A 6,436-nucleotide genomic window follows, 5' to 3' on the forward strand; every position below is an offset into this window, starting at 1 on the left:
GTATGCGCTGTTGCATTGTAGCAAAATGTCTAGTGCTGATATGGAGCCATCATGACGCTGGCTCTATCTCCGCGTGGATCCATGGCACCGAATCGTTATTGCTCGTCTTTTGATAACTAGCTCCGAGCGAAGCGATAGACGCCGTGTCGGCCGCTCAGGCATAGTACACGAGGAAGCGAACTTCGAGACTCTCACGAGGCTTTGCATTTGGATACGCGCGACGATTGTCGAACGCAGAGTGAGCCATATTCGGATTGCAATGCACCTCGGAATCATAACCCTTAAATAGCATGAGCTCGTCCGCGGTCATTTCCGGAAAGTAGTACCAACGCTGGGCCGGATTGAAGTGCACGGCGCCAAGCTTAAGATTGGTGCCGGCGACCGTATTGTCAAAAACGTGAATATCGGTATCGTGAACGGAGGTGCCATCGCAGATCGCTAAGGGGAAATCCTGTGGAGGTGGCGAGAGAACATGCCAGGATTGAATAATCATCAATCGAGAATACGATTGAATCGGAATGCCCCGCGATTGGTTCTCCATTGCGGCAATGATAGGGCCCATGATCGGCGGATAATCAACATGAGCGTAGACAATCGGCTGCTTCATTTTTATTGCAGGAATGGAGCTGCCGTCGGCAGAACGAAAAATGATGCCTAGTCGGCGAGGTACGACCCACGAGGCATTGAAGTAGCTTTTGATGAACGGAACCATCTCTTCCAGATACCTGTCGTATATAGTCTCTGGATCACGCTCATTTGGACGGGATATTTTGTGTTGAATTAGCGTGAAGCCTTCCCGGTCTAAGGATAATTCGTTCACGATCGGACGCGCGTTGCGTACAGTGACGTCGTAGCTGAGCATGGGCGGCAGGTCGTGTACTTGACCAAGCATCATGTTCGGAAGTAGTCTGGACAAATCAACTTCGGGAGCGTTTTCGTCCGATGAGCGTCGAGCAAAGTTAATTTGACCTTGCACGCACTCCAAGTGATCTCGGTTTACTTGTGCTGTCGGTGAGCCTTGTTTTGCATTTCCCATGTCTGCTTATCTCCTTAGCAGGATGCTGAAAAAAGCGTTTGGCGCTTTAGTCGCAAACATCGAGCCTTAAGAATACAGCAAAAGGGAAGGGTGTCTTCCTGCTAAGGCTGGTAGGACGCGCAAGATCACTCTCGCTTTACATAGTCGCTCATTAATCATCTGGATTAATCGCAATCCCGCCGTTTAACTCAAGTCCATGACCTTCTCGACAATGCCAAACTAGCCGGAAGTAGCCAAACAGAAGCTTTCGGCAGCATTCAGGCGGCGGGTGGCACAGGCTTCGATCGCAAGAACGGAGCGCTGACAAAACTCATTCGATTCCTTTTACGCCTACGGCTCGAATGCATCGACAGGACGAGTGTAAGCCGGGTTGCGTCGGCATCACGCCACAATCCGGACAGACCGAAACGTGGGAAAGTACATGAGCGATGATTTTGACATTCTTGAAAGCAAGGCGGCCGGAGCCGGCGGCGGCGTCACGGAGGTGCGGCGGACGAATTTTGGAGGCGAACGATGAAGTCTGCCCAATTGAGTACGCCAACACGCCGGACAGGTCTTATCTCACCGAGCTGTCCGGCGATTGGATAGAGCGTTGGGAACGGGAATAGCTCCTCTGCGATAGGCAAAATTGGAGTAACCCACGGGCGCTGGTCTGGATCGGAAGAGGAGTTGAACTTGCAATTTCCAAATCGGGCATCTGAGTTTTTCCAACGAGCTACCTTGGACGGCTCGGCAGATTGTCCTTCGCCCGTTGCGGATTTAGGCATTCGTGCCACAAGTCGTTGGGCCGGTTCGCGGAGCCAGGAGGTCGTGGCTACTAGTAGTCGCGGGCCAGCCCGGACTATCGCGCAGTTCACGGCGCCGTCATCAATCGGTGCGCAATTGCTGACGCTGAGAGAAATGGCTGTGGGGCTGCGTTCGAGTTCGGCAATGCCCGGTGCTGGGCGACCATCTGGCCCGCGTGCAGGCTTCCGCCGTTAAGCATGGTGCTTCTTTTTCACCATGCGCACCGGCCAGCCGCGCCGCTCAACGTGCGTCTTAGGTCTTAAGTGGTGTGGACTCTAGGGATTCCCTTTTAAGAGCAAATCAGATTCAAGGCTCCTTTTGGGAGGCGGCCTCGGGTGTGATGGTTCGGCTGGTGTTGAGCGATGCGGCTTAGGAGCGGATGGCGCCCCTGATCATAGGTCGACCTTATCGAGGGCGCGACCGGGCGACAATCGGATGTTCGTCGAAGGTGTGCTATGGATCGTTCGTACGGGCTCTCCTTGGCGTGATCTTCCGGAGGCGTCTGGTGGCGGATCTTGGGGGCGATGTCCGTCGATTCGGACTTCGAATATCTGATCGTCGATTCCACCATTTCGAGCCCATCAGCATGCTGCCGGGGCCAAAAAAGGGGGCTGAAGATCAGGCTATTGGCCGTTCGCGCGGCGGCTTGAGCACCAGGATACATATGGCCGTTCGCGGCTATGTGCGTACGGTTCACGTTGATCGCAGGTCAGAAGGGCGACGCACCGCAAGCCGCCGAATTAATCGAGGGATTGCCTCACGAGCGCTCAAGCATCCGCTCGACGATCTTCTCTATGCCTAACGCCAACTCGTCGAATGCTGCTTTTCAAAGCTCAAGAAATTCCGACGCGTCGCAACCCGCTTCGAAAAGACCGCGCGAAACTACCTGGCCGTGGTCACTCTCGCAGCCATCGTCTTATGGATGCGGTTAGTGACCCCCATGCCCTAGTGCGGCTAAGGAGGATGTATCAACCGTACGCGCCTTGCGAGTTTCCTGTAGCTAATCCATAACTGACGCAGAAATTCTGCGAATTTGTCGCAAAAGCGCACGACACGAGCGCAAGCGTGCGTTTAATGTTACTCGCAGAATGGGCTATGAGACCTCGGCATTCTCTCAGGCCGGGCGATCAAATGCTTGTGCTGCTTAACTGGGTGTCGGTTCACCGTTGGGCCGGATCAAGACCTTGCGGCGCAGCCGGAGATACTTGGGAGCAAAGGAGTGACGTTCTAGCATGCAGACCTGCAAAAGCGGGAGCTTGGACTTGCGCAGCGTTGAAACTTTCCGGGACTTGCAGCGCGAGGCGACCAAGTGGCGCCGTTACCTCCACGAGAATCCCGAGTTGGACTATCGGCTGAGCAACACAGCGCGGTTCGTTACCGAGAAGCTTGCTTCCTTCGCTATCAATCACATTGAAACTGGAATAGCCGAAACCGGTATCGTGGCCCTGATTCAGGGGAAGGGCGGCCATGGTCCTACTATTGGATTGAGGGCAGACATGGACGCCTTGCCAATCCTTGAAGCGTCGAACAAACCCTGGTCATCGAAAACACCTGGCAACATGCACGCATGCGGGCATGATGGTCATACAGCGATGCTGCTGGGCGCGGCGAAATACCTTGCGGAAACGCGCAACTTCAAGGGTACCGTCGCCTTGATCTTTCAGCCGTCGGAGGAAGTGACGCCATCAGGCGCTCAAAGGATGGTCCAGGAAGGGATTATGGACCGCTTCGGTATCTCTCAAGTGTTTGGGATGCATAACAGGCCCGGCATGGAGATAGGCAGGTTCGGCATTTGTCACGGCGCGATAATGGCATCACAGGACGACTTCGACCTTATCGTGAAAGGGAGGGGTGGTCATGCGGCCAGACCCCAAGATACGATCGATCCCGTTGTAATTGCAGCACAGATCATCCTTGGTCTGCAAACTTTGGTCTCACGCAGCACGAATCCGGTCGACTCGCTCGTAATCTCTGTCACCAAACTGAATGGATCCCAAGCCTACAATGTCATTTCCGATCAGGTCGAGATGTCCGGCACTGTGCGGACCCTCATGCCGGGCCTTCGCGATTTCGCTGAACGACAGATCCTTGCATCTGCCCAAGGTATTGCCCGCGGATTTGGGGCGGACATTGAGTACAAGTACTATCGATCCGTACCGGTCACAGTAAACCGCACAGAACCAACCGATCTCGCCATAGCGGCATCGCGCAGTCTGGTCGGAAACTCATCGGTTGATGACAAGCTAAGAGTCACCATGGGAGCCGAGGATTTCGCCTACATGCTCGAGGCACGACCGGGCGCTTTCATTTTTATTGGTAATGGGCCGACAGCGAGCGTCCATAATGCCGCATACGACTTCAACGACGACGCCCTTCCCTACGGCATCGGCTATTGGGTGAACTTAGTCGAGATGGCATTGGCGGCTTAAAGGATTGGAGGCCAGTCAAGGTATCAAGTCAGTTCTGTGACGAGCGTGTCGTCTCAGCCCTTGACCATTTGCTGGCCGCCCCCGAGTTTGCGCCGCTTCTTCACACGTTTGGATTGAGACAACGTCATGAGACGAAGGCTGGCTCGATCCAAATGTTTTCTCGTCCTTCTATAATAGGCCCAGCTTTGAGACCACTACAGCCTAACATGGCCCTGGGCTCTGCATCTTGCTGCTTTCGTCGGATGACAGCTCTCATACGCCCGTTTCTGTGAGAAAGCCGATCATGACTCGTGTCGATGCCCATGGATTGAAGCCCCTGTCCTGTTCGATTTCATCGCCAACGAGGCGACGCCCAAGATCGGGATCGCCCCGGACGCGTTCTGGAGGACTTGCCGCCATCATCCAGGAGCTCGGACCGAAAAACCGCGAGCTGCTCGTGCTCCGCGATGCGCTGCAGGCCAAGATCGACGACTGGCATTGCGCCAACAGGGGCAAGGCGTTCGACATCGCGTTCCGCAAGCAAATCGGCTACCTGCTGCCCGAGCCCGCGGCTCACAAGGTCGAGACCGCCATGTCGACGAGGAAATCGGCAAGATCTGCGGCCCGCAGCTTCGGCAAAGCTACAACGAGGAGCATGGCGACATGGTGATCAAGGCCGAGGCTTTTCTCGATGCGGCGGGCGCCGCTCGTCGCCGATTACAATTCGTACACATTGTTCCTCACCCCTCACCATCAGAGCAATATCTGCCGTCTGGGCGAAACAAATGTCGGTTGATAGCAAAATAGTTTCGTTCGCCAATCGTCTAGCTGATGCCAGCGGCGTAGTGATTCGTCCCTATTTCCGCCAGCGCATCGAGGTGGTGCACAAAGCAGGGGGCGGGCCTTTCGATCCCGTGACCGAGGCTGACAAGGGCGGCGAACGCGCCATTCGTGCCATTATTACGCGTGAGCGTCCAGATGACGGCATCCTGGGCGAGGAATATGGCGAAACCCCTAGTAAAAATGGTCTGCGCTGGGTGCTCGATCCGGTTGATGGTACGCGCGCTTTCATTGCCGGGCGGCATGAATGGGGGTCATTGATCGCGCTGGAGGAGTATGAAGTCCCTATCTTGGGTATCCTCGACCAGCCGGTTCTGGGCGAACGGTTCATCGGTGCCAATGGCCGCTCGGTGCTGGTGGAAGGCGACAAGCGCACACCGCTGATAGTTCGCGAATGTGCCGAACTTAAAGATGCGATCCTCTGCTCTACCGATCCAAGCCAATACTTCTCCGCTGATCAGCAGGTTGCTTTCGCCCGCGTGAGATCCGCAGCGCGCATGACGCGCTACAGCGGCGCCTGCTATATCTTCGCCGCGCTGGCGCTGGGCTTTGTCGACATCATCGTGGAAGCCAATCTCAAGCGCTGGGACGTCGCGGCACTGATCCCCCTGGTAGAAGGAGCAGGCGGTATCGTCACCTCTTGGGATGGCGGGCATTGCCGAGACGGCGAGACCATTATTGCCTGCGGCGATCGACGCGTTCACGAAGAAGCAATAAAGCTGCTGAAAAGCTGAGCGCAGTTCGCCGTCCGGCATCATCGGTGACGTCGTGGCGGACTTGATCGTTAAGCTGACTGGTATCGCCATCCATGTCTCGACCCGTTCGCAACGAGAGCCGGTCACGGCGGCCAGCATTCCGCCGGCGCGGACAATTCACTGCGCAGTTGTGCCGTATCCCTGCCGCGTAGCCTTACCGTGCCGCCGCTGCTGTGCTCGCCGGAAGCGAGACCGAAGCAGGCAACGAGCTGCCGCGGATGAGCGAAGCGGCAGAAGTCTCCGACCTCGGCGAGTACAGTGGCGGTGACGATTTGCTTGGCCTGCCGGGAGCCCGTGATCACTTCTCGGATTTGCAGCTCGATTCCTGTCTTGCGGGTCTCATTATGCTCGAGCGCGTTGACGTAGGTCCGGAACGCAATCTGTTGTGCCGGATGGGCGAACGTTCCGTTGCAGAGCCACATCCGGTGTCGGCGACTCCAAGCCTTACCTTCGAAGCGCAAATCGCAACGGAGCATGAACGCCTGGATGCGGATTCGATCCCGGCGGACATCCTGTCCAGCTGCGTGTCGCGCCCGTACCAAGTCGCGCAGTGCTTCATGACGCGCGTCTGGTACCCAGACATAGGTGAGCTCACCGGCACGATGCAGACG

5 protein-coding genes and 2 pseudogenes are annotated in these 6,436 nt (G+C 56.2%); 5 read left to right on the forward strand and 2 right to left on the reverse strand.

The window, feature by feature from the left end; translation table 11 throughout:
- Window positions 1-154: 154 nt before the first annotated feature.
- Window positions 155-1,036: a CmcJ/NvfI family oxidoreductase gene (locus QMZ05_RS31045; RefSeq protein WP_353704211.1), complete on the reverse strand. Its 882-nt coding sequence runs from the start codon at window positions 1,034-1,036 to the stop codon at window positions 155-157.
- Between the two features lie 1,165 nt (window positions 1,037-2,201).
- Between QMZ05_RS31045 and QMZ05_RS31050 the strand changes: the two are divergent.
- The 4 genes and pseudogenes from QMZ05_RS31050 to hisN all read left to right on the forward strand — a co-directional run bounded on the left by QMZ05_RS31050 (window position 2,202) and on the right by hisN (window position 5,804).
- Window positions 2,202-2,771 (forward strand): annotated as a pseudogene (locus QMZ05_RS31050) (transposase).
- A gap of 313 nt (window positions 2,772-3,084) precedes the next feature.
- Complete coding sequence (locus QMZ05_RS31055; RefSeq protein WP_353704212.1) at window positions 3,085-4,251, forward strand: M20 aminoacylase family protein; 1,167 nt, start codon at window positions 3,085-3,087, stop codon at window positions 4,249-4,251.
- A gap of 283 nt (window positions 4,252-4,534) precedes the next feature.
- Window positions 4,535-4,929, forward strand: a pseudogene (locus QMZ05_RS31060) (malate synthase G); the annotation flags it as partial.
- A gap of 86 nt (window positions 4,930-5,015) precedes the next feature.
- Window positions 5,016-5,804, forward strand: coding sequence for a histidinol-phosphatase (gene hisN / locus QMZ05_RS31065; RefSeq protein ID WP_353704213.1), 789 nt, complete (start codon window positions 5,016-5,018; stop codon window positions 5,802-5,804).
- Between the two features lie 104 nt (window positions 5,805-5,908).
- On the opposite strand, the gene QMZ05_RS31070 is transcribed toward hisN, so the two are convergent.
- On the reverse strand, window positions 5,909-6,127 hold the full coding sequence (locus tag QMZ05_RS31070) for a transposase (RefSeq protein WP_353704215.1): 219 nt from the start codon (window positions 6,125-6,127) through the stop codon (window positions 5,909-5,911).
- Here QMZ05_RS31070 and QMZ05_RS31075 point away from each other — a divergent pair.
- A partial coding sequence (locus QMZ05_RS31075; RefSeq protein ID WP_353704217.1) for a hypothetical protein occupies window positions 6,044-6,436 on the forward strand: 393 nt, incomplete at its 3' end. The genes QMZ05_RS31070 and QMZ05_RS31075 overlap by 84 nt on opposite strands.

This window comes from Bradyrhizobium sp. INPA03-11B (assembly GCF_040446015.1).
Taxonomy (GTDB): Bacteria; Pseudomonadota; Alphaproteobacteria; order Rhizobiales; family Xanthobacteraceae; genus Bradyrhizobium; species Bradyrhizobium macuxiense_A.

Coding starts and splice junctions, on each gene's coding strand:
- hisN (WP_353704213.1), top strand. CDS start 5,016: ATGTCGGTTGATAGCAAAATAGTTTCGTTCGCCAATCGTCTAGCTGAT.
- QMZ05_RS31045 (WP_353704211.1), bottom strand. CDS start 1,036: ATGGGAAATGCAAAACAAGGCTCACCGACAGCACAAGTAAACCGAGAT.